Annotated in this window: 19 protein-coding genes and 1 pseudogene; 13 read left to right on the top strand and 7 right to left on the bottom strand. The window is 42.4% G+C overall.

All coding sequences use genetic code 11. The features are described 5' to 3' along the window. Positions 1-4 precede the first annotated feature (4 nt). Both D3222_RS06295 and mltF read right to left on the bottom strand, forming a co-directional pair. The gene (locus D3222_RS06295; RefSeq protein WP_118985396.1) at positions 5-2,311 is read right to left on the bottom strand and encodes an Orn/Lys/Arg decarboxylase N-terminal domain-containing protein; all 2,307 of its coding nucleotides are present in this window, start codon (positions 2,309-2,311) and stop codon (positions 5-7) included. Between the two features lie 129 nt (positions 2,312-2,440). Next, positions 2,441-3,853 carry a membrane-bound lytic murein transglycosylase MltF gene (gene mltF / locus D3222_RS06290; RefSeq protein WP_118985395.1) on the bottom strand — a complete coding sequence of 471 codons (1,413 nt, stop codon included), beginning with the start codon at positions 3,851-3,853 and terminating at the stop codon, positions 2,441-2,443. A 267-nt stretch (positions 3,854-4,120) separates the two neighbouring features. Between mltF and purL the strand changes: the two genes are divergently transcribed. Continuing rightward, positions 4,121-8,008: a phosphoribosylformylglycinamidine synthase gene (gene purL / locus D3222_RS06285; protein ID WP_118985394.1), complete on the top strand. Its 3,888-nt coding sequence runs from the start codon at positions 4,121-4,123 to the stop codon at positions 8,006-8,008. Positions 8,009-8,481: 473 nt separating this feature from the next. Here purL and D3222_RS06280 read toward each other — a convergent pair whose 3' ends face one another. Both D3222_RS06280 and D3222_RS06275 read right to left on the bottom strand, forming a co-directional pair. After that, positions 8,482-8,883 (bottom strand): type II toxin-antitoxin system MqsA family antitoxin, encoded by a 402-nt coding sequence (locus D3222_RS06280; RefSeq protein WP_118985393.1) that lies wholly within the window; start codon positions 8,881-8,883, stop codon positions 8,482-8,484. Between the two features lie 15 nt (positions 8,884-8,898). Next, positions 8,899-9,195 carry a type II toxin-antitoxin system MqsR family toxin gene (locus tag D3222_RS06275; RefSeq protein ID WP_118985392.1) on the bottom strand — a complete coding sequence of 99 codons (297 nt, stop codon included), beginning with the start codon at positions 9,193-9,195 and terminating at the stop codon, positions 8,899-8,901. A 985-nt stretch (positions 9,196-10,180) separates the two neighbouring features. On the opposite strand from D3222_RS06275, the gene D3222_RS06270 reads away from it, so the two are divergent. The 8 genes from D3222_RS06270 (at position 10,181) to D3222_RS06240 (ending at position 17,926) form a co-directional block, all read left to right on the top strand. Then, positions 10,181-11,620, top strand: coding sequence for a sensor histidine kinase (locus tag D3222_RS06270; RefSeq protein ID WP_198672757.1), 1,440 nt, complete (start codon positions 10,181-10,183; stop codon positions 11,618-11,620). A gap of 3 nt (positions 11,621-11,623) precedes the next feature. Continuing rightward, entirely contained in the window at positions 11,624-12,469 is an 846-nt protein-coding gene (gene qseG, locus D3222_RS06265; protein ID WP_232832422.1) for a two-component system QseEF-associated lipoprotein QseG, read from the top strand. Beyond that, positions 12,466-13,803 (top strand): two-component system response regulator GlrR, encoded by a 1,338-nt coding sequence (gene glrR, locus D3222_RS06260; protein ID WP_118985391.1) that lies wholly within the window; start codon positions 12,466-12,468, stop codon positions 13,801-13,803. Before qseG ends, glrR begins: the two co-directional genes overlap by 4 nt. Positions 13,804-13,869: 66 nt before the next feature. Then, a complete protein-coding gene (locus D3222_RS06255) occupies positions 13,870-15,492 on the top strand; it encodes an NAD+ synthase (RefSeq protein WP_118985390.1) in 1,623 nt (540 codons plus the stop codon). A 15-nt stretch (positions 15,493-15,507) separates the two neighbouring features. Beyond that, positions 15,508-15,846 (top strand): nitrogen regulatory protein P-II, encoded by a 339-nt coding sequence (glnB, locus tag D3222_RS06250; protein ID WP_011147501.1) that lies wholly within the window; start codon positions 15,508-15,510, stop codon positions 15,844-15,846. Positions 15,847-15,964: 118 nt separating this feature from the next. Further along, positions 15,965-16,573, top strand: a complete 609-nt coding sequence (locus tag D3222_RS25845; RefSeq protein ID WP_232832421.1) for a hypothetical protein — start codon at positions 15,965-15,967, stop codon at positions 16,571-16,573. Between the two features lie 87 nt (positions 16,574-16,660). After that, positions 16,661-17,122, top strand: coding sequence for a hypothetical protein (locus D3222_RS25840; protein ID WP_232832420.1), 462 nt, complete (start codon positions 16,661-16,663; stop codon positions 17,120-17,122). A 486-nt stretch (positions 17,123-17,608) separates the two neighbouring features. Further along, positions 17,609-17,926, top strand: coding sequence for a hypothetical protein (locus D3222_RS06240; RefSeq protein ID WP_118985389.1), 318 nt, complete (start codon positions 17,609-17,611; stop codon positions 17,924-17,926). Between the two features lie 48 nt (positions 17,927-17,974). Here D3222_RS06240 and D3222_RS26955 read toward each other — a convergent pair. Beyond that, a pseudogene (locus D3222_RS26955) lies at positions 17,975-18,094 on the bottom strand (IS4 family transposase); the annotation flags it as partial. A 408-nt stretch (positions 18,095-18,502) separates the two neighbouring features. Here D3222_RS26955 and D3222_RS06230 point away from each other — a divergent pair. From D3222_RS06230 to aroG, 4 genes are all read left to right on the top strand, one after another. Then, positions 18,503-19,375 carry a phage tail protein gene (locus tag D3222_RS06230; protein ID WP_118985388.1) on the top strand — a complete coding sequence of 291 codons (873 nt, stop codon included), beginning with the start codon at positions 18,503-18,505 and terminating at the stop codon, positions 19,373-19,375. A 721-nt stretch (positions 19,376-20,096) separates the two neighbouring features. Further along, a complete protein-coding gene (nadA, locus tag D3222_RS06225; protein WP_118985387.1) occupies positions 20,097-21,137 on the top strand; it encodes a quinolinate synthase NadA in 1,041 nt (346 codons plus the stop codon). A 54-nt stretch (positions 21,138-21,191) separates the two neighbouring features. Next, positions 21,192-21,917 carry a nicotinamide riboside transporter PnuC gene (gene pnuC, locus D3222_RS06220; protein WP_118985386.1) on the top strand — a complete coding sequence of 242 codons (726 nt, stop codon included), beginning with the start codon at positions 21,192-21,194 and terminating at the stop codon, positions 21,915-21,917. 260 nt (positions 21,918-22,177) lie between these two features. Next, complete coding sequence (gene aroG, locus D3222_RS06215) at positions 22,178-23,230, top strand: 3-deoxy-7-phosphoheptulonate synthase AroG (RefSeq protein ID WP_118985385.1); 1,053 nt, start codon at positions 22,178-22,180, stop codon at positions 23,228-23,230. Positions 23,231-23,326: 96 nt separating this feature from the next. On the opposite strand, the gene gpmA is transcribed toward aroG, so the two are convergent. Both gpmA and D3222_RS06205 read right to left on the bottom strand, forming a co-directional pair. Further along, positions 23,327-24,079, bottom strand: a complete 753-nt coding sequence (gene gpmA, locus D3222_RS06210) for a 2,3-diphosphoglycerate-dependent phosphoglycerate mutase (RefSeq protein ID WP_118985384.1) — start codon at positions 24,077-24,079, stop codon at positions 23,327-23,329. 284 nt (positions 24,080-24,363) lie between these two features. Then, the gene (locus D3222_RS06205) at positions 24,364-25,188 is read right to left on the bottom strand and encodes a CPBP family intramembrane glutamic endopeptidase (RefSeq protein WP_198672758.1); all 825 of its coding nucleotides are present in this window, start codon (positions 25,186-25,188) and stop codon (positions 24,364-24,366) included. Positions 25,189-25,414 lie beyond the last annotated feature (226 nt).

Raw genomic sequence — 25,414 nt, 5'->3', positions numbered from 1 at the left:
TGATTCACTCTTTTAGTACCCATATATGGTACTCGTCGTTTATCATCTCCGCGCCTTCCAGGATTTTTTCGAAGCCTGGGAACCTTTTATTCCATTCACCGAGTTGGCGAATATATTGTAACCGGGGCGTATGTTCATCACCAAAACGTTCTCCCGGTAGGATTATTGGTATACCTGGTGGATAAGGAATGACACTCACAGCCGATATGCGTCCTGCCAGTTCATTAAGTGGAATATGTTCAGTACGGCCCCCCATATGATCAAGGTGTGCTTGTCGGGGGAGTTTCACTATTTCAGGTAATTGGCTAAATGATTTCTTTTGTTCAATATCCATTTCATATTCTTTTATATACCCAAATATTTTATCTGAAATGTCTTTGAGTCCCATATTTTCATAATATTCAGGGTATTCTTTCGTGAGTTTTGGCAAACATTGTTTAAGTGAAGTATTCGCGTCATAGTGTTTTTTGAAATTTAACAATACATTGATCAATGTTCCCCATTTACCTTTGGTGACACCAATAGAAAACAGGCAAAGAACGATAAAATCGGTGGTACGTGCCGGCACAATATCATGCTGACTAAGATAAGCGGAAAGAATTTCGGCTGGAATGCCATTTTCCAGTAATTCATCATTATCATTCATTCCTGGGCATAAAATACCGACTTTTGTTGGATCTAACAGGCACCATTCCTCTGATAGATTGGTAAATCCATGCCATTTGTCTCCCTCTTTTAATACCCAACAGGAAGGGTCCGTTGCCAATTGTTCTCTGCTCGCTTCATGGAAAGGAATTAATTTACTGTTATCCGCGCTGATAATCTCTCTGGCATTCCAAGGTAAGAAGAACCAATCATCTTTTTGTTTAAATTGATGATGGGTTTTTGCTAATGTCAGACGGAAGTCGACGGCTTCATTAATCGCATTTTGTATCAGTCTTTGCCCCTGCGGGCCATCCATCATGGCCGCTCCAATTTCATTAGTGGCGATCAGCGAATATAGCGGTGACGTTGTGGAATGCATCATATAAGACTCGTTGAAACGGGAATGTTCAACGGGTTTTTTACCATTGCGGATATGGATATAGGATGATTGTGATAGCGCTGCCAACATCTTATGCGTGGATTGAGTGGCAAATATTGTCGGGCCATTATTGTCAAAATCATTTGGGTCATCACGCATTGAGTAACGATGTTTATACATAGGGTTAAAACGAGCATAAGCAAACCAAGCTTCATCAAAGTGAATTTGATCAACACTTTTTGCGAGTAAATCTTGTGCTTGTTCTGCGTGATAACATATTCCATCATAAGTACAGTTGGTGATGACCGCATAAACAGGCTTATTGTCTATTGCGATCGCTTTTAACGGGTGTTTATCAATGAGTTGTTGGATATATTCTGGTTGAAATTGATCTCTGGGAATGGGACCAATAATGCCATAGCGGTTGCGTTGAGGAATAAGATAGATGGGCAAAGCTCCAGTCATTATTAAACCTTGCCCAATAGATTTATGGCAATTGCGATCGCATATAACAATTTCTTTCTCACCAATAATGGCACCCATGATAATACGGTTAGAACCCGAAGTGCCGTTAAGAACGCAATAGCTTTGATGGGCACCAAAAATAGTTGCGGCATATTCTTCTGATTCTTTAATAGCACCTGTATGATCTAGCAGTGAGCCAAGTATTTTTCTTTCTATTCCAATATCACTGCGGAATAAATTTTCCCCAAAGAAATTAATTAATTCTCTTCCTACCGCTGTCTTAGTAAGCGCGACACCACCCTGATGTCCAGGAGCAGTCCAGGAATATTCTGGTGATTCTTGGGTGTATTGCAGTAATGCACGAGTGAAAGGCGGTAATAATTGAGCATAATATTTCTTAATTAGCGAACTGGCGCGAGAGGCGATAAATCCAGCTGTGTCTTCAAGCATCCAGACGAATTCATTTGCCAATCCCATGACTTCAAGCGTCAGCGTGTCGATGCTGGAATATTCCGCGGTTAACAGTACCGGAATGGTTGTATTGTGTTTGCGTATTTCTTGCAGTAATTCTAGGACTTGTTTATGAGATTCATAGTTATTATCTCCTGAAGTCCAATCAACAAAAATACAGCATAGTGAGGAATCAGAACAAACGGTAGCTATACCATCTTGGAATGTCGCAGCCAGGATAACAGAGAAATTGTTCTTTTTTAATGCTTCGATTAACTCTGTAAAGGCTCGGCCATTTGCAGTCGTCGGGTTAAATACATGGCTGCTGACGACCATAATTTTATTTTGTTCGTTAATGTCTAAATTAATCATGATTTATCCTTTGGGAGAGATCGCGTCCTGACGAATTTAGTATGGTTAGTCGGATTAGCTGTCAAACATAATATAACTGAGGATATATAATGGCTGTAATTGACTTCTTAGAGCCTTATATTTGTTTACTTATTTTGGTTGGTTTTCTTGGGAAATTAATTTTTTCCGGTTTTCTTTGGCCTGTAAATATCCGACTAAACTAAGCTGATAACGGCGAATATTTTCAATGTAGCGATAAGCTTCATGTCCACGGGCATAGCCATAGGTGGTATTTGTATAATATTTTTTCTGGCTTAATAGTGGAATCCGTTTTTTGACATCAAGCCAGCTATCGGGATTTCCTTTCTGTGATGCCGTCAGTTTGCGGGCATCCAGCATATGTCCATAACCCATATTGTAAGCTGCCAGTGCAAACCAGATACGCTCATCTTTAGGGATATTTTCAGGTAGTCGTTTCATTAGGTTTTGCAGATAGATCGCGCCTCCCTGAATACTCTCCTCTGGATCAAGGCGATCAACGACGCCTAACCCTTTAGCGGTCTGGCTGGTTAACATCATCAGGCCACGCACACCCGTGGGTGAGGTTGCCTGTGGATCCCAATGAGACTCTTGCCAGGCAATGGCAGCGAGCAGTTGCCAGCTGATATCACCGGAATATTTTTCAAATAGTGGCCGATAGGTAGGCAGAATATTATTGATGGCACTTAAAAAAGAGAGTGTATCGAAATAATCAAATGAGTTGACATGACCAAAGTATTTCTCTTCCAATCGTGGCATGACATTTTTTTCCGTTAGCTGGCTGAAAAAATCCAGCATGGCAGCATAAAGGCTGTAGTCGTCAATGCGTTTTAAATACCATGTCAGCGGGTTATCTTCGCTAACATCAAAAGCAACGGCCAGATTAGGGTGAGTACGTTGTTGTAACGCGACATTAATTGAGTCACCTAACGTATAATCCAGTTTACCTTCTGATACCTGTTCCAGTAGTTCGCGAGTGTTATATTGTTGTGTCTCCTCCCATTCGATCTCATGCAGATCTGTATTTAACTTTTTCAATGTGCTGGCATGTGCAGAACCAGAAGCGACTAGCAGTTTGCCTTTTAAGTCTTTAAAAGAGCGAGGGCGTGGAGTTCCTTTGCGATAAATCAGTTGCTGAGAGACAGAATAGTAAGCCGGACCTGCGCGGGTTTGAGCCAATCTTTCTTGATGATAGGTCAAGCCGGCGGCCAGAAAATCAGCTTCACCCTTTTCCAGGTCATCGAATAATTGATTGATATTTGTTCTGAATTTGATTGCCAATTTGACGCCAAGATAATCAGCAAAGCGTTGTGCCAGCTCGTAATCAAATCCATTTGGTTCTTTCTTACTGGTAAGGTGAATCAGAGGTGAGCTAATGGTACTAATCCGTAGCTCTCCTCTGGTCATGATCCTGTTAAGCTGCTCCTGTTGTTTATTCGGCCAACTGATGTTCAGACTGATGATGGCAGCAGAAAAAAGAGCGATAACAATGATAACGAAATAATTTATTTTTATATTATTCAAACGGTTATCTCTGTGTAACGTGGTATGGTGCTATGTGGAAACGCGCTATATTGTTATTGGTTGAATTTCCAGTGATTGAGCATTTTGCGGAACAAAAACTGGCTGTGCAATCTAATTGATACTATTTGCATGACTTATCCATAGGATAATTGGCTGTAATAATCGTCACGCAAACGGTTTCGTCATGGATGACAATCCTCTATAATGGGCCCATTTCCCCTTAGACATCTATTAAGCTTTGCTTCTAAGATGAGAGAATTGATTACTATGAAAATTCTACGTGGTTCACCTGCTTTATCTGCATTTCGTATCACTAAACTCCTTTCCGTGTGCCAAGAACAGCAACTTCCGGTCAATGATATTTATGCCGAATATGTTCATTTCGCAGAGATTCATGCACCTTTGAGTGATGTTGATTCAGCAAAGTTACAACAATTATTAAAATATGGACCTTCGCTGGCTGAACATGAACCCCAAGGTACATTGCTGTTAGTGACGCCTCGTCCGGGAACGATTTCCCCGTGGTCTTCCAAAGCAACCGATATTGCTCACAATTGTGGCCTGTCCCAGGTTGTGCGTCTGGAGCGTGGCCTGGCTTATTACATCCAAAGTGGTGAAATGAGTGATACACAGTGGCAAATATTGTCATCACTGCTGCATGATCGGATGATGGAAACGGTCTTTACTCAATTGGAACAGGCGGAGAAATTATTTTCTCGTCAGCAACCCGTTCCGTTAAAACGCATTGATATTCTGCAAGCAGGACGCAGTGCGTTAGAAACTGCCAATATTGAACTTGGATTGGCGTTGGCCCCGGATGAAATTGATTATCTGATGGACGCTTTCCAGAAATTAGGGCGCAATCCAACAGATGTTGAGCTTTATATGTTTGCTCAGGCTAATTCAGAACATTGCCGTCATAAAATCTTTAATGCTGATTGGATTATTGATGGTCAGGAGCAGCCAAAATCATTGTTCAAAATGATTAAAAACACCTATGAGCAGACACCTGATTATGTCCTGTCAGCCTATAAAGATAATGCCGCGGTGATGGAGGGATCTTCTGTTGGTCGTTTCTTTGCTGGTGCGGAAAACGGTTCATATGATTACCATCAGGAGCAGGCTCATATTCTGATGAAAGTGGAAACGCATAATCACCCGACTGCGATTTCTCCTTGGCCGGGTGCATCGACCGGTTCTGGTGGTGAAATCCGCGATGAAGGGGCGACCGGTCGTGGTGCTAAGCCAAAAGCGGGTCTGGTGGGATTTTCGGTATCCAATCTGCGGATACCGGGTTTTGAACAGCCATGGGAAGAGGATTTCGGTAAACCGGAGCGTATTGTCAGTGCTCTGGATATCATGATGGAGGGCCCCTTAGGGGGCGCGGCATTTAATAATGAATTTGGTCGTCCGGCGTTGTTGGGTTATTTCCGTACCTATGAAGAAAAAGTAAACAGCCATAACGGCAGCGAATTACGGGGCTATCACAAGCCAATTATGCTGGCGGGTGGGATCGGTAATATCCGTGATGAACATGTCAAAAAGGGTGAAATTTCTGTTGGCGCAAAACTGATTGTGCTCGGTGGCCCGTCCATGAACATTGGCTTGGGTGGTGGTGCCGCATCTTCTATGGCATCGGGGCAATCCGATGCTGATTTGGATTTTGCTTCGGTTCAACGGGATAACCCGGAAATGGAACGCCGTTGTCAGGAGGTGATCGATCGCTGTTGGCAGTTAGGCGAAAACAACCCGATCCTGTTTATTCATGATGTGGGGGCGGGTGGGCTTTCCAATGCCATGCCTGAACTGGTCAGTGATGGTGGTCGTGGTGGACGATTTGAGTTACGCAGAATTCTTAATGATGAGCCGGGGATGAGCCCGCTGGAAGTCTGGTGTAACGAATCACAAGAGCGTTATGTGCTGGCTGTTGAGCCGGAACAACTTCCGTTGTTTGAAGAGATTTGTCGGCGAGAGCGTGCACCTTACGCCATTATCGGTGAGGCAACAGAGGAACGTCATTTACGGCTTAATGATGAACATTTTGATAACCAGCCAATCGATATGCCTCTGGATGTACTGCTAGGTAAAACGCCAAGAATGTTGCGTAATGTCAGTACATTAAAAGCGAGCGGTGAAAGCCTTGAGCGTCGGGATATCGATCTGGCGGAAGCTGTGAAACGCATTATGCATTTGCCGGCTGTGGCAGAAAAAACCTTCCTGATAACGATAGGTGATCGCTCTGTGACAGGCATGGTTTCCCGTGATCAAATGGTGGGTCCGTGGCAGATTCCAGTTGCGGACTGTGCTGTTACCACCGCCAGCCTTGATAGCTACTATGGTGAAGCAATGTCCATGGGTGAACGTGCGCCGGTCGCTTTGCTGGATTTTGCTGCTTCCGCCCGAATGGCGGTCGGTGAAGCACTGACCAATATCGCTTCTGCTTATGTCCAGGATTTAAAACGCATTAAACTTTCAGCTAACTGGATGTCTGCTGCGGGTCATCCTGGCGAAGATGCTGGTTTGTATGCAGCGGTGAAAGCGGTGGGTGAGGAATTGTGTCCTGCGCTAGGGTTGACTATTCCGGTGGGTAAAGATTCCATGTCGATGAAAACCCGTTGGCATGAACAAAGTGAAGAGCGTGAGATGACGGCACCTTTATCACTGGTGATTACCGCTTTTGCCAGAGTGGAAGATGTCCGCCGTACAGTCACGCCTGAACTTTCCACTGATGAAGATAATGCGTTATTGTTAATCGATCTGGGTCAAGGGAAGAATACACTGGGCGGTACCGCATTGGCACAAGTTTACCGTCAACTGGGTAATAAAACTGCGGATGTACGTAGTGCTGAGCAATTGGCTGGTTTCTTCAATGTGATTCAGCAACTGATTTCGGAACAAAAATTACTGGCCTATCACGACCGCTCTGATGGTGGTTTACTGGTAACCTTGGCTGAAATGGCTTTTGCCGGGCATTGTGGCATTGAAGCTGATATCAGTGTATTTGATGAAGATATTCTGGCTGCCCTCTTTACCGAAGAGTTGGGTGCTGTCGTTCAGATTCGAGCATCGGATAGAGGATTTGTTGAAAGTGTTTTAGCAGAACATGGTCTGGCCGATTGCGTGCATTATCTGGGTAAAGCCAAGGCAGGTGATGATTTTGTTATCTTTAGTGGCAATACTGAGGTATACCGCCAGAATCGCAGTACCTTGCGCTTATGGTGGGCAGAAACCACATGGCAAATGCAGCGTCTGCGTGATAACCCGGAGTGTGCAGATCAGGAACATCAGGCTAAACAGGATAATCAGGACCCAGGACTGAATGTAAAACTGACCTTTGATATTTCAGACGATATTGCGGCGCCTTACATTTTGCAGCAGATAAAGCCGAAAGTGGCGGTACTGCGTGAACAAGGCGTTAACTCTCATGTTGAAATGGCCGCCGCGTTCCACCAAGCCGGTTTTGAGGCGATTGATGTTCATATGAGCGATTTGTTGTCTGGGCGCATTGGATTGAGCCAATTCCAGACACTGGTTGCTTGTGGTGGCTTCTCCTATGGTGATGTGTTGGGGGCAGGTGAAGGTTGGGCGAAATCAATTCTGTTCAATGGGCGTGTTCGTGATGAATTTGCGGCTTTCTTTGCACGACCGGATACATTGGCGCTTGGTGTTTGTAATGGTTGCCAGATGATGTCTAACTTACGGGAGTTGATCCCAGGTGCAGAACATTGGCCGCGTTTTGTCCGTAACCGTTCAGAACGTTTTGAAGCTCGGTTCAGTTTGGTGGAAATTACTGACAGCCCGTCACTGTTCTTGCAAGATATGGTCGGTTCTCGTATACCGATTGCGGTTTCTCATGGTGAAGGACAAGTGGAATTCCGCGATAGCCAGCATCTTAAGATGCTTGAAAGCAACCAGTTAGTGGCTCTGCGTTACGTGAACAACTATGGTCAGGTTACGGAAAACTACCCGGCTAACCCCAATGGTTCAGTGAATGGTATTACCGCAGTCACCAGCCTTGATGGGCGGGCAACTGTGATGATGCCACATCCAGAGAGGGTATCCCGCACGGTGAATAACTCCTGGCATCCAAATGAGTGGAGCGAAGATGGCCCGTGGCTGCGAGTTTTCCGTAATGCTCGTAAGCAGTTAGGGTAATCAGGTCGTTTTTTAAACGATAGTATAGATTGGCTTCATTGAGATTCTTTGTTTAGTAACTGACATGAGATCACAATTGAAGCCATTTTTTTATTTGTTTTAGCATTCCATCCAGAGGTATAAACGGCTATGTTTGGATGGCTTGGTAATGAATCTAGATAGAAAGTTTTTTCATGCTTTAGCTAATATATACCCAATGGATTTCAAGATGCATCGCGACGGCAAGGGAGCGAATCCCCGGGAGCATAGAGAACTATGTGACCGGTGTGAGTGAGTGCAGCCAACAAAGAGGCAACTTGAAAGATGACGGGTATAACTATATAAATTTTCTAGACTTATATATTGAGCGTATGGAAATGAGCTGGTTTTGTCGAATGCGAAGTTGATAGATAAACCGATTTCGATCCCAGTCGTGTTGTTTGAGGATAGACCTATAATAAGGGGTTGGAGTCCAATAGAACGAATAGAAAGAATCACATCATCCTGACCTCAGAGAGTAAATCGGGGTGACGATCCAACACTTTAAGCAACTTCACTAAAGCTAGAGATGGCCTGGTCTTGCCGTTTTCATAGCGCGAGAAAGCATTGATGCCGCCGCCGAAGATTTCAGAAGCTTCCCGCTGATCAAGCGCGAGCTTCTTACGTACTCTGGCAATGAACTTAGGATCGACTATGGCCGCGTTGACTTGCTTCGAGAATGTACTCATTTCGCACATGACGCGTTCCGATTCCGCAGCATCCAAAATAGATTCGGCGCAGGCAGGGCAGAAGTCGCCTGTTACTGCAGAAATGACTGTGGTTTCGCCCTTGTAAGTATAGGGCAGATCGCGGGTGTCATGGATAAGTTCCGCTGCACCGCAAACAGGGCATTTCATGTTCATAGCTCCTATTCATAACTCTTTGAAGGACACGATCAGCACGTCATCAATGACCGTCAGTTTCAGATACACGTCGCCTACCTGTATACTTGGTCGGTACACGTCTTGCCAGACAGTGTGATCAGAATAAGTAGTCATACTCTTGTAGAAGTCTGCTGGAGTGAGCGCTATCACCATGGCCAACATATCGGAGAACTCAAGCCCCAACTCATTCGCACCGACTCGCGCTGCATGTGTGGTACGTACCTTTCCCGCTTCAATCATGGCCTTGACCACTGATAACTTACAATGTGGGGTTCGTTTTTCCATATGAGCGGATATTAACCTAGTTGGTTAGTATAATGCAATAGTTTGATCTTAGTGGTAAGTGTTAGCGTTATATCAAAGGCTTAGGGATAGAGCCCCTCCATCAATCTTTATCGGAGCGCTTAATATAGAAGTCTTTTAGACTTATAAAATAAGATTCCAAAATAGTGCTACATCAACCACATATAGTGGCTCCCCGTTTTGTGTTTGACACATATTTTCCCCCGAATAGAGACCTTTTTGCCTTTATCTACGATGGTACATCATTTGCTGATAAAGGCCATATGTGGGGTAAATATGGACCATTGATAACTCAGATGTGAAAATTTTGGCTCGGTAAATTCCTAGAAATTTAACTCTATTTTCCATTGTCTCAATTACCCGACAAACATGCATTATAGATGTCTCAAAAAGGAGACATGTAATTATTTGATTTTAATCTGTTTTTATTTGCGTGATTTTAGATGTCTTTAATTGGCGACAAAAAATAAATTTTACTCATACCGGAAAAGAAGCTGTCTGGTTGCTGAAACGTTATGTTTAATTTTTTATACAGTAAAAACAATTATTTATGATTGATATTTTAATGTTGGCATGGAATCTGCATTAAACTGGCACAGTTGCTCATTCAACTTCTTATGTCGGCCCACATTAGGTGGAGAAATGCCACATAAACTATCGAATGATGCCAGAGTAAGGTGCCTACCGTCCAACTCAGTGATATCGCTTTCGAGCCTTATCAAACATCGGGCGACACGTGGAGTGAGGCACCACCTATGCCTGACTGTAGATAAACAACAGGCATAAGCCATCCTCACTGGCGGGATAGTAAAAAACTATTATCCCGCCGTCATCCCCCAGGTGTTTACCTGCCCCTTTGTACTGTTTGCGTCTTACACTGATTTTCAGTCAAAGCAGAATTTATCAGCCGATGGGTTTTTCTATCTGCCCTTTGTCGGTTAGCATTGGTGTACTGACAGGTTACGAGATGATTTCCTTGAAAAAATGGCGTTTATTTCCGCGCTCATTGCGCCAATTAGTTGTCATGGCCTTCTGGCTAGTGTTATTGCCGTTATTGGTTTTGGCTTATCAGGCTTATCAGAGTCTTGATCAACTCAGTGAGCAAGCGGCTGATATAAACCGTACCACACTCGCGGATGCCCGCCGCAGTGAGGCTATGACAGGTATTGCGTTGGAGATGGAGCGCAGTTACCGCCAATATTGCGTGTTAGGGGATAAGACGCTGGAAAACCTTTACCAAAGGCAATATCAGCAGTACCTTAAGATGCTGAAAGATCAGATGGTTATACTTGATGATCAACAGTATATTAAGATGCTTAATGATTTGCTGTCGCAGTTAACAAAAATCGCTTGTCTCAATAGTGAACCTACCCAACCTGCCGCTCAATTACTTGAGCAATTTTCCAATGCTAATAGCCAGATGGTACAAGCTACCCGTGATATTATTTTCAGCCGTGGAGAACAGTTACAGGGAGATATTGCTGAAAAAGGGCAATTTTTTGGCTGGCAGAGTCTTATTTTATTTCTACTGAGTGCGTTATTGGTCGCGTTATTTACTCGCATGATTATCGGGCCGGTTAAAGGGATTGAACGCATGATTAACCGATTGGGAGAAGGGCAATCATTGGGCGTTCGCATAGATTCTTTTCAGGGGCCGCGGGAACTCCGCTCTTTGGCGCAACGAATTATCTGGCTCAGTGAACGCTTGGCCTGGTTGGAATCACAACGCCATGAGTTTTTGCGTCATATTTCTCATGAACTGAAAACACCGCTGGCAAGTATGCGGGAAGGGACAGAATTACTGGCTGATGAAGTGGCAGGGCCATTAACGGCTGATCAGCAAGAAGTGGTTGCTATTCTTGATAATAGTAGTAAACATTTACAGCAATTGATCGAGCAATTACTGGATTATAACCGTAAACTGGCGGATGGCCCGACGGAGCAACAGCAGGTTTCTCTGCGGGAAATTGTTAATGAGGTAGTTTTATCACACAGTTTACCTGCGAGATCGAAAAATATTCAGACGGAAATCCAGCTTGATGCTGATATTTTATGGGCAGAGCCTACACTATTAATGCGGGTTATTGATAATCTCTACTCTAATGCGGTGCACTATGGCGCCGAATCCGGTAACATCTGGGTTTCAAGTCGTCAGATCGGCAAATATGTTCAAATTAATGTTGCTAATACAGGTACACCAATCCCTGAATCAGAACGCAGTATGATTTTTGAACCGTTCTATCAAGGGACGCTCCAGCGTAAAGGTGCAGTGAAAGGTAGCGGCCTTGGGCTAAGTATTGCGCAGGATTGTATTAAGCGTATGGGGGGCGAACTGATATTAATTCAGAGCGAATTTGCTGACGTATGTTTTCGTATTAAATTGCCATTAGCTGCTGAGAATGAATAAATAATGCATAACAGGTCTATTTACCGTTTTGTACAAAAAACGGATCGGCAGAATATTGCAGTACAACCTGGGAAAAACGTGTTGGTTGCCAGATTGTTATTACCACGAGTTTCAGTTTGGGGTTTTGGCATGATTCTGCTGATCTTCGTCGTTTTTTTATTGGCGGGTTGCGTTAAAAATCCGGTTAATAATAATTTAGCGACAGTTACGCAAATGGTAATACCGGAGCAACGGGTGACGGATTACCGTATTGCCGAGTGTGAGTTAATGTGGGATTTAGAGACGCCGCCATCGATTGAGAATGCGCTTTACTGGCTGCGACTGATGGATTGTTCAGATCGTCTGACATCAGCGAAAGCACGTAATATGGCGAAATACACGCTCCCGACTACTTGGGATATGGCTTTTAAACAAAGTATTTTACTTAACAGTGCCGGGCCTACGTTGTCTGAGCGTCGGAAAATAATTGAAAACTTCAACAAATACCGGTTGAAATTCCCAGACCCGTTGCGACCGTTATTACAGTTATGGCGCGAACAGCAGGTTCAGCAAATTGCAGTTGCTGAGGAGCGGGCAAAATTCCAAAAATTACAGGCAGATACGGATAATAAACTTGATCGTCTGCGAGAAAGTCGTTCGCGGTTGGAATTTGAGCTACAGCAAACTTCTCGTAAACTGGAAAACCTGACAGATATTGAACGTCAGCTTTCTTCCCGTAAACAAAATCAGGGGAGTGTTGGATCAGGCAATTCGGATGAACATGTTGCAACGCCAGCGACCACGACATTACCTAACAAAAACAGTACGTCAAACAATACCTCTGAATCAGATAAAGGAGCAGCACAATGACAGCGCGTAAGCCAGCCCATCTTCTTCTGGTTGATGACGATCCTGGTTTGTTGAAATTGTTGGGAATGCGTCTTACTAGCGAAGGTTTTCGTGTCACAACCGCAGAAAGTGGCTGTGAAGCACTGAAACTGTTAGCGAAAGAAAAGATCGATTTGGTGATCAGCGATTTGCGTATGGATGAGATGGATGGTATGGCGCTGTTTGCTGAAATTCAGAAGCAGCAACCGGGTATGCCGGTCATTATTCTGACGGCTCATGGCTCCATTCCGGACGCAGTAGCGGCAACTCAGCAAGGCGTCTTTAGTTTTCTGACTAAACCGGTTGACCGGGATGCGCTTTATAAGGCGATTGATGGCGCATTGGCGTTATCCACGCCCGCCAGTGATGAACAGTGGCGGGAGCAGATAGTTACCCGCAGTCCTGCTATGTTGCGCTTGTTGGAGCAGGCGCGAATGGTTGCTCAATCTGATGTCAGTGTACTGATAAACGGTCAGAGTGGTACCGGGAAGGAAGTGTTAGCCCAGGCAATTCACCGCGCCAGTCCACGGGCGAAAAAACCATTTATCGCGATTAACTGTGGTGCTTTGCCGGAACAACTGCTTGAATCAGAACTGTTTGGTCATGCCAAAGGGGCATTTACCGGTGCGGTTAGCAGCCGAGAAGGGTTGTTTCTTGCCGCACAGGGGGGGACGCTGTTTCTTGATGAAATTGGTGATATGCCGTTGGCTTTGCAGGTTAAATTATTGCGGGTATTGCAGGAGCGTAAAATACGCCCGTTAGGAAACAACCGTGATCTGGATATTGATGTACGGATTATCTCAGCGACTCACCGTGATTTGCCGAAGGCAATGGCAAAAAATGAATTCCGTGAAGATCTCTATTACCGCCTGAATGTTGTTAACTTGAAAATTCCTGCTTTGAATGGCCGGGTTGAAGATATTCCTTTATTGGCGAACCATCTGTTGCGTGAATCAGCGAAGCGCCATAAACCTTTTGTCCGTAGTTTCTCTGCTGATGCAATGAAATGTTTGATGGCGGCAAGTTGGCCGGGAAATGTGCGCCAGCTTGTGAACGTAATCGAGCAATGCGTCGCGTTGACTACCGCCCCGGTTATTAGTGAAGCGCTGGTTACACAGGCGCTGGAAGGGGAAAACACGGCGTTACCCACTTTTGCCGAAGCCAGAAATCAGTTTGAGTTGAATTACCTGCGTAAGTTATTGCAAATGACCAAAGGTAATGTGACTCATGCTGCGCGTATGGCGGGGCGTAACCGGACTGAATTCTACAAATTACTGGCGCGTCATGAATTAGATGCGAGTGATTTTAAAGAATAACTTCTCTGCTGCTCAGGAAGTTTTTACACTGGTATAAAAATTGGTGGCTTGGGAGAGCCAAATTGTATGAGCCGTACTCTTAATATTGTCCTTGCACAGCTTAATTGGATGATTGGTGACATTGAAGGCAACTGTGAACGTATGTTGCGGACAGTACAGGAACAACAGCAACAAAGTGCTGATTTGGTGATGTTTTCTGAACTGGCGATATCCGGTTATTCTCCAGAAGATCTATTATTCCGCGCTGATTTTCATCAGCGTTGTTGCGAGCAGCTTACACGTTTACAAGCTGCCAGTTGCCAAACCGCTATTCTGGTTGGTCATCCTTGGGAGCAGGATGGGGAAATTTACAACGCGCTTTCCTTATTCTGGCAAGGGGAAATCCTGGCCCGTTATTTTAAACAGCGGTTGCCGAATTATGGCGTTTTCGATGAAAAACGCTATTTCAAAGCGGGCGATCAAAGCTGCGTGGTGCCATTCAAGGGATATAACCTTGGGCTGCTAATTTGTGAAGATTTATGGTTTAACGAACCGGTTGATACTTTGAAACAGGCTGGTGCGGATTTAATTCTTTCTATCAATGCTTCTCCATATAATCGTGAAAAGCCTTATATCCGTTATGAATTAATTAAAGAACATTGCCAGCGTACAGATTTACCGATGATTTACCTTAATCAGGTTGGTGGTCAGGATGAGCTGATTTTCGATGGCTGTTCTAAAGTTTTTAATGCAAGTGGTGAAATGACTCATCGGTTAGCCGCATTTAATGAACAAATCCAACAATGCCGCTTTAATGGATTAAAGATTGACCCTATGGTTAATCCGGCACCTGAATTACCGCCATTGCAGCAGGTATATCAGGCATTAGTCCTTTCAGTACATGATTACGTTCGCAAAAATGGCTTTCAAGGCGTGTTGTTAGGCTTATCTGGGGGGATTGACTCTGGCCTGACGTTGGCAATTGCTGTTGATGCATTGGGTAAAGATCATGTTCAGGCTGTTATGATGCCATTCCGCTATACATCTGAAATGAGTATAGAAGATGCTAAACAACAAGCTGATATGTTGGGTGTTGAGTTTAATGTGGTGTCGATCGAACCGATGTTTGATGCATTCATGGCACAATTTGAACCTCTGTTTGCCGGTATGACCAAAGATACCACCGAAGAGAATTTACAGGCGCGTTGCCGTGCCGTTATTCTGATGGCGATGTCTAATAAACGCCATCGTCTCGTGCTGACGACCAGTAATAAGAGTGAATCAGCGGTGGGGTATTCCACATTATATGGGGATATGGCGGGTGGTTTTAATGCGTTGAAAGATGTACCGAAAACATTGGTATTTGAATTAGCAAAATATCGTAATACCGTTTCGCCGGCGATACCTCAAAGAGTCATTGATCGTCCGCCATCGGCAGAGTTGGCGCCTGGACAGCTTGATCAGGACAGTTTACCGCCTTATGACATTCTGGATGATATTCTGGAAGGTTATGTGGAACAGGATAAGTCGGTTGATGAGCTGGTGGCGGCAGGGTTTGATGAACAGATTGTACGTAAAGTGGTTCGTTTGGTTGATATTAACGAATATAAACGTCGTCAGGCTCCGGTGGGGCCGCGTATTACGCCACGTAATTTTGGTAAAGACAGACGCTACCCGATTACCTCTGGTTTCGGCCGTAAAAACTGGTAACAACAGGAAAACTTCATGAAAAAGATTGATGCGATTATCAAACCTTTCAAACTAGATGATGTGCGTGAAGCTCTGGCGGAAGTGGGTATCACCGGAATGACGGTAACCGAGGTGAAAGGTTTTGGGCGCCAGAAAGGTCATACCGAGCTGTATCGCGGTGCAGAATATATGGTGGATTTTCTGCCAAAAGTGAAAATCGAAATTGTCGTGCCAGATGATATTGTCGATACCTGTGTTGAAACCATTATGCAGACGGCACAGACCGGGAAAATTGGTGATGGTAAAATATTTGTATTCGATGTGGCGCGTGTTGTGCGTATTCGTACCGGTGAACAGGACGAAGAGGCGATTTAGATAATTCAACTTTGGGGGGTGGTAACAGGCAGATGAAAGAGCCACCCTCGATAAGTGTGAAGTTGTTCGCAAGATGAGAATTGCACCCCGACTGAGGTTGGATGAAATTCATTCAGCAATGAAGAAGGCTGCAAAAATTTATTCCAGTGAGAATGTCGCCGGGCTTTCTCCAGCAGAATATGTGCAATTGACACACCGTGTCATTGGGCTGCCAGCGGGCATGATCGAAAGGTCCCTGATTGAAACGTCAGAAGTGCTTATGATGATGCCTGAGATAATCAAAGCTTCCATGCCACATGGTGCTATTTGGGATGTGGATGATAGCAGAGTTGCGGAAGGATGTGCTTTATTCAGCCGACGAGCGGATGTGCTGGCTGTTCTGACGGGTGGCAATGGGCCGGGAGCGCATGCTTTATGGCCACAATCCCTTGCTTTTGGTTATCGAATCTTAATTAAGCCTTCTGTTCGCGAACCATTCACAGCTCAACGATTAGTTTCTTCACTGATGCAGGCTGGACTCGGAAACTACGTTGCGCTGATACCAACAGATCATCAAGGTGCTGACGAAATAGTTTTTGCGGCAGACCTGTCTATTATTTATGGCGGGCAAGATGTCGTTAATAAATATCATTCGAATCCTAAAGTTTTAATACAAGGACCGGGGCATTCGAAAATTGTGGTGGGTTCAGATGTCAATATTGATGAAGCGGTTTCACTTGTTGCATAATCGGTTACTTCTCTTGGTGGTGCTGCATGTGTTTCTGCCAGCGCGGTATTAGTAGAAGGGGACCCTGTTGATTTTGGTAAACGTTTATTGGAAGCGTTTAATCAGATGAATGCCGAAGAGGTATTTCCATTAGGGTCATCGAATACCACGGCTTTATTACAGAAGTCGCTTTATCCTGAAAAGAATGAAGATCTTCGGCTGTTTGGTGAGCAAATATCATCAGGATATACCCTTAGACCTTACATTACTGTTGTCGATAATCCAATAGATCCTTTAATTCAACGCGAACTGCCATTTCCATGCGTCACTGTTGCACCTTATGACCGTTTGAAGAGTTCACAAATGCTATCAAATTCGTTAGTTGTCACTGTATTTTCGAAAAAGCCAGAAATTCTGGACGCTATTCTGAGTGATACGACTATCAGTAATGTTTATGTAGGAGATATTCCGACAACCTGGATGGCACCGCTTGTACCGCATGATGGATATTTGTCAGAATTTTTGATGCATAGCCGAGGGGTTCGTATTCAGAAGAATTGGCTTACTTAAAATGATAAAGGAAAATATGACGATATAAATCTATGCCAAAGACCAGTGACTGAATTGATCCACACTGAAAGATGAAGGGTATATACAAATACCGCGCCATGAATGACTTATAGTGCGGTGCTTTATTAAGTAGTAATGAGTAACCCAATGTCTTGAAATTAAAAACATGTCAAAATAAAATACATCTATTATTTAAAAATTAAACTTCTAGACGATATTCATCATTATTTTATTTCCCAAAATATACCAATGTATAGCTTATAATTAACCTGACTAATGTTAATGATGAGATTTAATGTATTCCAGAAAACATTCTACCTACTAATCATTTAATACTGATATGACCATGAGATTATCTTATTATTTTTACATCACTGATAAAGTTAAATATTTAACTGTTCGGAGTAAATGCTAATTTAAATTTTACCGATAAAATCATCTGCTATATAGACAGTCAAATAACCGTAATAATAAGGAAACAATAAAATGGCGCGAGTATATATAAACCCTAATCAGACTATTGATATTTATAAGAATGGCAGTATATTAGTTCCTGCTCATCAATCTCATATAACTATAAAAAACGTTAGCTTAGCGCTAGTTAAAGTGAGTGGCTACTGGGCATCCTTAGTTGGAGATTATACTCTGTATAATTCTATAGAGATCTACCCCGGCAGAAGTGAAATACTTGTACCGCCTCCTAACCTTATTTACTACTATAAAGTTACAGCCACCAATCTCGCCAGTTATTTAAACGCAGAAATTGAAGTGAAGGTTGGGTCGAATAATAATCCTCTCTTGTAATTACACCCAAATGGGACTTAAGAGTTAACCATATAAAAAGGCTTAGCTTAAAATTAGCGGAGAATGTCGTAAGATATTCTCTGCTAATATCCAATGTGAGATAACCGGTCTGAATTTAAGACTATTGGCTTTATATCTCAGATATAATCATTTATTTTCAACGTGATACCAAACCGCTCATTTTGTCATCCTGAAAATTCTACTCTATCTGCATCTTGCGGCTACAGGAAGATCGTAACGAGCCATAACATAGTTTTTTGAAAAGAGAGAGCCAGATGATTATCTTATTTCAATCTATTGCGGGACACAGCCTAGTATTAATAGTGATAACAATAAAATAAGAGAAAAATAATTCCCGTATGTTAAATATAAATTTTTGAGATATTTTATATTCCAAAATGTTGAACTGCTTATTTCTGCTAATGATACAAAAACGGTTAACCTTATAATTAATAAGAACACAGTATTATTTTTTCCCTGGGCTAGACTTTGATTTGCATGAATTGCAGGAGACTATTTCTACAATAATTCAATATGTTGATTATAAAATAACATTATTTAATTTAAGGAAAGTATATGAGTCACAAGAATGATTTTAAGGCTTTTTCTATTAGTAATAATGCAAATGTCATTAGCCAAGAAAAATATGAACAAAACCAGGGTTTGCAGACAGGATTCTCTCCGGAGAATGTTCCCATCCACTTGTTAAATAAGGTGTTACGTCAATCGTCAACCATATCATCTGTCGTCGCTGATTTTATCGCGACAGGATCTGGCAATGATGTTCTGGATGATGGAAATGTAGCCAAACTTACCGATCAATTAAATAAAGCGATAGAACAAAAAATTACAACAGATATTCCCAGTGCTTCATTAACACAAAAGGGGGTTGTTCAGCTTACAAATGTGATTGGTAATAGTGACACATTGGCGGCTACACAAAAGCTTGTTCAGGAGGTAATAAATTCATTACGTGAAGAGATTAATATACCCGTGGGTTCTCCTATTCCCTGGCCGTTACCTCATCCACCTTTCGGTTATTTCATTTGTAATGGTTCACCTTTTAATAAATTACAGTATCCGAAGTTAGCGGAGGCTTATCCTGGCGGTAGATTACCTGATTTAAGAGGAGAATTTATCCGCGGATGGGATGATAATCGAGGTGTTGATGGTGGTCGTGGGCTTTTATCTTGGCAGGGAGATGCAATCAGAAATATTACAGGGTCAACTCAAGCTATACACGCTCAGATGGGCGGTGCACCACAGACACCTATTTTGAGTGGAGTCATGGCATCGTCGCGATATGCTACGGCTGATACACGTTCAGCAAATAGCGGCAGTAGTACTGATCTTACATATTTTGACATTGATGCATCAAGACAAGTCCCAACCGCTAACGAAAATAGGCCCCGCAACGTAGCATTTAACTACATCGTAAGGGCAGCATAATTCTAGTGGCTGTAGCCGTTTGTAGTAAGAATAAAGCCGGTTATTCCGGCTTTATTTTTTTACTCTGAAATCAGAGAAAATATAATGTGCCGTATTTATGCCATTAAATGCCATTTTTTAGCTTTATGAATGCTGATTGATATTCTATTAAATAATTTATTTCATGGCTTTATTATTCATGTTTTTCATGATTTAACTGGTTTATAAAAAATTTATTCCTTGGTTGAAAATGTTATTAAAGCTAGTTATTTATGGAAAATAGATTGTCTGATTAACTATTCATATTTTTATTTGTCTTTTTTGGGATATATAAGCATTAACAAAGTCAATTTTTATTTCTCATTTTTCACTGATGGGTTTATGATGGATGGGTTTTAAGCGATTGTTAAAAGTCATGGTTTTAACTCCTGGATTTAATCGGTATAAGGTTTTAATAGTTGTTTTACCATTTTTTACGTCTGCTTTTTATTGATTTTAATCATTATGGTATATCGTGTTTTCTGTTTTCTGTTTTCTGTTTTCTGTTTTCTGTTTTCTGTTTTCTGTTTTCTGTTTTCTGTTTTCTGTTTTCTGTTTAGCCATCACCGACAAAATATTCCGCGATAAACTGCTATAAATTGGTTATTTTGTTTAGTATATTAAACAAATGTGCGCAAATTTTCGGACTAAAAACCAAAATTTTTGTTTTTTAAAACCATATACTAAACAGAGAGTCAGAACAATGAACCAGTATATTGATTTTAATTCAACCATTTATCCCTTCCCACCCAAACCTGCTTTTCTCAGTAAGGATGAAAAAAAACATTGCCGTGAAAAAATTAAACGCCTTCTGAAACAGCAGGATGCCGTTATGGTCGCGCATTATTACACCGATCCAGAGATCCAGGCTTTAGCAGAAGAGACCGGCGGGTGCGTCGCGGATTCATTGGAAATGGCGCGTTTTGGTAATCATCATCCAGCTTCTACTTTATTCGTTGCCGGTGTGCGATTTATGGGAGAAACTGCTAAAATTCTCAATCCTGAAAAGCGTGTTTTAATGCCAACGTTGGAAGCCGAGTGTTCGCTAGATCTGGGTTGCCCTGAAAGAGAATTCACTAAGTTTTGTGATGACAATCCTGATCGTACCGTGGTGGTTTATGCAAATACATCGGCAGCAGTTAAAGCACGAGCGGATTGGGTGGTGACTTCAAGTATTGCTGTTGAATTGATCGATTATCTGGATAGTCAGGGGAAGAAGATAATTTGGGCACCCGATCGCCACTTGGGGAATTATGTCCGCAAGCAAACAGGTGCTGATATTCTTTGTTGGCAAGGGGCTTGTATTGTCCATGATGAATTTAAAACTCAGGCTTTGATAAGGATGAAAGGTCTGCATCCCGATGCTGCGGTATTAGTTCATCCTGAATCCCCGCAAGCCGTGATTGATCTGGCTGATGCTGTTGGTTCAACCAGTCAATTAATCAAAGCAGCACAATCTTTGCCGCATCAGAAACTGATTGTGGCAACAGATAAAGGCATCTTTTATAAAATGCAGCAAGCCTGTCCTGAGAAGCAGTTATTTGAAGCCCCTACGGCTGGAGAAGGCGCAAGTTGCCGTAGTTGTGCTCATTGCCCGTGGATGGCAATGAATGGTTTACAAGCCATCGTTCAGGGATTGGAACGGGGAGGGGTTCAGCATGAAATATTAGTTGAAAAAGAATTGCGGGAAAAGGCACTTATTCCTTTAAATAGGATGCTTGATTTTGCAACTCAGTTAAAATAGATAATTGAATAGTGAGAGTAATATTTTGTTGTAGATAATAATAGGATATAACAGATGGATTTTTTCAGTATTAACAATATATTAGTCAATATACCTCTGGGAAAGGGAGGATATGATTTATCGTGGATTGAAGCGATAGGTACGATCGCGGGTTTGTTATGTATTTGGTTTGCCAGTCAGGAGAAGATAATTAATTATTTGTTTGGACTAATTAATGTCACATTATTTGCTGTGATTTTCTTCCAAATTCAACTTTATGCCAGTTTATTGCTGCAATTATTCTTCTTTGCGGCAAATATTTATGGTTGGTATGCCTGGAGCAGGGTTAATGATCAGCAGCAGATTGAACTTAAAATACGTTGGCTAAGTTTGAATAAGGCGGTAATGATTAGTCTAATTTCTGTGCTATTGATTGCCATTATGACTTTTAATATTGATCGGGTCTTTGGTTATCTGACTCAGATTGCCGTGACGGTTATGCAAAAGTTTGGCTTTAATGTTCAGATGCCGATATTGGAACCTGATGCATTCCCATTCTGGGATTCGACAATGACGGTGCTATCTATTGTGGCAATGATTCTGATGACCCGTAAATATGTTGAAAACTGGCTGGTATGGATGGTTATCAATGTGATAAGCGTTGTTATCTATTTCCATCAAGGCGTTCTGGCAATGTCGTTGCAGTATGTGATTCTCTTGGGCATTGCATTTAATGGCTCCCGTTTGTGGATTCAGGCGGCTAAGGAGAACCGTTCTTTGCCATTATCTCGTGTGAAATAGTTTCCTAACTATGCCAGAGAATTGTTTTGTTGATTTCTGGCATATTTTTAGGTATTTACTTTGATAATTCTCATTTCTAAAGATATTTCAACCATAAGAATAGAACTGACCACATTTGACTATATCTTGCTATGTCTTAAGTTAAGCATTGATTTATTTATTCTCTACAAAGAATATTTACAGTTTGGCTTATAACAGTTAGATTAAAATCACAAGATTGTTTTAATTAAATATACAAAGATGTTAGATGAGAGAGGGCTATGAATTATCAGAATGATGATATAAGAATTAAAGAGATAAAAGAATTATTACCTCCCGTGGCACTACTTGAAAAATTTCCAGCAACTGAAAAGGCTGCATTTACAGTACGTAAGGCGCGCAAAACGATTCATCAAATTCTGACGGGTGAAGATGATCGTCTGTTGGTTGTGATTGGGCCATGTTCTATTCATGATCCTAAAGCCGCAATGGAATATGCAGGGCGGCTGAATGAATTGCGTGAGGAGCTGAAAGAGGATCTGGAAGTTGTCATGCGAGTTTATTTTGAAAAACCGCGTACAACTATTGGCTGGAAAGGATTAATTAATGATCCTCATATGAATCATAGTTTTGATATTAATGATGGTTTGCGTTTAGCTCGCCAGTTGTTACGGGATATTAATGACATGGGGCTACCGGCCGCGGGTGAATATCTGGATATGATTTCTCCCCAGTATTTAGCCGATTTGATGAGTTGGGGAGCCATTGGCGCTCGTACAACGGAATCTCAGGTCCATCGTGAGTTGGCTTCTGGCCTTTCCTGTCCGGTTGGTTTTAAAAATGGCACCGATGGTGCGATAAAAGTTGCCATTGATGCGATTAATGCAGCGGGCTCCCCTCACAGTTTCCTTTCCGTCACTAAGTGGGGACATTCCGCGATTGTCAATACCAGCGGAAACAACGATTGTCATATTATCTTGCGTGGTGGTAAAGAGCCGAATTACAGTTCTGAACATGTCTCTGCCGTGAAGCAAGGCTTGGAAAAAGCCGGTTTGCCGACAAGAATTATGATTGATTTCAGTCATGCCAATAGTTCTAAGCAATTTAAAAAGCAGATGGATGTGTGTTCAGATGTGAGTCAGCAGATTATTGCTGGGGAGAAAGCCATTATCGGGGTGATGGTAGAAAGTCATTTGGAAGAAGGAAATCAGAATCCGGATAGCGGTCTGCCGTTGGTATATGGTAAAAGTATTACTGATGCTTGCATTGGTTGGGCTGACACTGAAATTTTGTTACGTCAATTGTCGTCGGCAATAAAAGCGCGTCGTGGCTGATAACATTTTTCCAATGTAAAAAAACCGGAATCGACAACTCCGGTTTTTTATGTTTGCTGGAAAATAGAGTGTCAGCAATTTTCTATAGGCAATGAATTATTTCGCCTTACCTTGGTTTGCCACTGCGGCGGCTTTTGCTGCAATTTCATCAGCGTTACCCAGATAGTAATGTTTGATTGGTTTCATGTTTTCGTCGAATTCATAAACCAAAGGTACTGCTGTTGGGATATTCAGCTCAAGAATAGCTTCTTCGCTCCTATTATCCAGATATTTAACTAAAGCACGCAAAGAATTACCATGCGCTGCGATAATCACTTTCTCACCTTGAGCAACCCGCGGTTTGATAACGTCTTCCCAATAAGGGATCACGCGTTCAATAGTCGTTGCCAGGCTTTCAGTCACGGGTAACTCTTCTGGTTTCAGATTCGCATAACGTGGATCATGGCCTGGGAAACGTTCATCATCTTTAGTTAAATCTGGTGGGGTGATAGCAAAACCACGACGCCACAGTTTAACCTGATCATCGCCGTATTTAGCTGCGGTTTCTGATTTGTCCAGACCTTGCAGAGCACCATAATGACGTTCATTCAGTTTCCAACTTTTTTCAACAGGTAACCACTGTTGATCAACTTGATCCAGAATGTTCCACAGCGTATGGATAGCGCGTTTTAGGACGGAGGTGTAGGCAAAATCAAAAACAAAACCTTCTTCTTTCAACAGTTGCCCTGCTTGTTGAGCTTCGGCGCGACCTTTTTCAGATAACGCGACGTCAGTCCAGCCAGTGAAACGGTTTTCTTTGTTCCACTCGCTTTCGCCATGTCTTACCAGAACCAGTTTAGTGACAGCCATAGCTTAAACTCCTTAAAAATCAAACTTAATGATAACTGAGCGCATTATATTGCCCTATGCACCAGAACCGCAATCTATACCCGTTATCTTTCAAGTTGCCTCTTTGTTGACTGCACTCACTCACCCCGATCACATAGTTATCTATGCTCCCGGGGATTCGCTCCCTTGCCGCCTCGATGCATCTTGAAATCCATAGGGTATATAGTCTTGTTCCAAACTTTATTTGTTTGAAGATCTGAATTTTTTGCAGATTGCTGAAATAGATACCGTGCAAGTTTGACACGTTATAGTACGGTTACCAACTTGATTGGGTAAGTAAAGAACAGCAAATGAACCAAATTGAGCGCGAAGTGGAACCCAACAGCAACCCAAAGACGGCCACTCCACATCCATGCCAGCCCGTATATTAATCCTGCCAGAGTAGCAAAAATCATCAGTAATGGGCCGCCGACGAAGTGTGCGCCACCAAAAATCAAGGCAGTGATGATCAGGGCAAAATAGGGGTTAATCCACTGACTTAACCTCTGTTGGATATAGCCACGGAATAGCGCTTCTTCTGCCAGAGAAACGAAGAAAATATTTGCCAGTATAAACATCGGTAACCATTGTGGCATATGCAGTTCAACCGCGAGCCCGCCTAGAGCTGTTGCTATGCTTAACAATACAGGAATAGCAATAGCTAAGATTATCCATGCATAAGGCCGAATTTTGGTCAGAGGCTTTGTTGTAAACAGGCCAGGCATGCAACATAGCAGCAGGAAAGGAATGAGTGCTTTATCAAAGTTGAAATACATTGAGAATGGGGCGCTATGAGGTCCTACCTGAACTTTATCGAGATATTTCAGGTTGTGAAAACCTGGGATCAGATGCAGGAATAACGCGATACCAAAAGCGAGCAATAGCAGCTCAGTGGTTATTTTAATGACGTTATTTTGCTGAAAATAGAGACGTAGCGCACCTAACAAAAAAATAATCGCAATAGTGGCAATTGCCGGATAAATCATAACTTGCGTGACGAATCCGGTAATAACCGCAACCAGTAGAACAATAAGTGCAGTAGTGCGGTGTATAGCTAATAACGCTAGTGATGTAGCAAGTAAACCCCAAATCATGTAATTTCCCTTTATTTTTAACAAATTAAAAAATGATCTGAAAAGCAGACCAAAAATCGATGATGGATGTTATTTAGTGAGCAAAAAATAATAATGTATGGTAATTAAATTGCGATGATTTTTTCACTGGTCGGAGAAGTTCTTCTGCTGGTAATAATCGTTCCTTAATTCAGATTATTTGGTTAATAATTGACCGGCTCATTAAGGTTACTGATAGAAATGG

Source organism: Photorhabdus sp. CRCIA-P01, assembly GCF_003545805.1.
In the GTDB taxonomy this organism is placed as follows: Bacteria; Pseudomonadota; Gammaproteobacteria; order Enterobacterales; family Enterobacteriaceae; genus Photorhabdus; species Photorhabdus antumapuensis.
This window is presented reverse-complemented; position numbering and strand designations above follow the sequence as displayed.